Raw genomic sequence first — 436 nt, 5'->3', positions numbered from 1 at the left:
CTGGCATACTAGTGCCAGCAGCCGCGGTAATACGAAGGGGGCTAGCGTTGTTCGGAATTACTGGGCGTAAAGCGCACGTAGGCGGACTTTTAAGTCAGGGGTGAAATCCCGGGGCTCAACCCCGGAACTGCCTTTGATACTGGAAGTCTTGAGTATGGTAGAGGTGAGTGGAATTCCGAGTGTAGAGGTGAAATTCGTAGATATTCGGAGGAACACCAGTGGCGAAGGCGGCTCACTGGCCCATTACTGACGCTGAGGTGCGAAAGCGTGGGGAGCAAACAGGATTAGATACCCTAGTAGTCCACGCCGTAAACGATGAATGCCAGTCGTCGGGCAGCATGCTGTTCGGTGACACACCTAACGGATTAAGCATTCCGCCTGGGGAGTACGGCCGCAAGGTTAAAACTCAAAGGAATTGACGGAAGGTAGATTCATC

Annotated in this window: 1 rRNA gene; it reads left to right on the top strand. The window is 53.2% G+C overall.

Features of this window, described 5'->3' with window-relative positions:
- A 16S ribosomal RNA gene (locus tag M6G53_RS25140) occupies positions 1-436 on the top strand; the annotation flags it as partial.

It is taken from the genome of Serratia nevei (assembly GCF_024160145.1).
Lineage (GTDB): Bacteria > Pseudomonadota > Gammaproteobacteria > Enterobacterales > Enterobacteriaceae > Serratia > Serratia nevei_A.
This window is presented reverse-complemented; position numbering and strand designations above follow the sequence as displayed.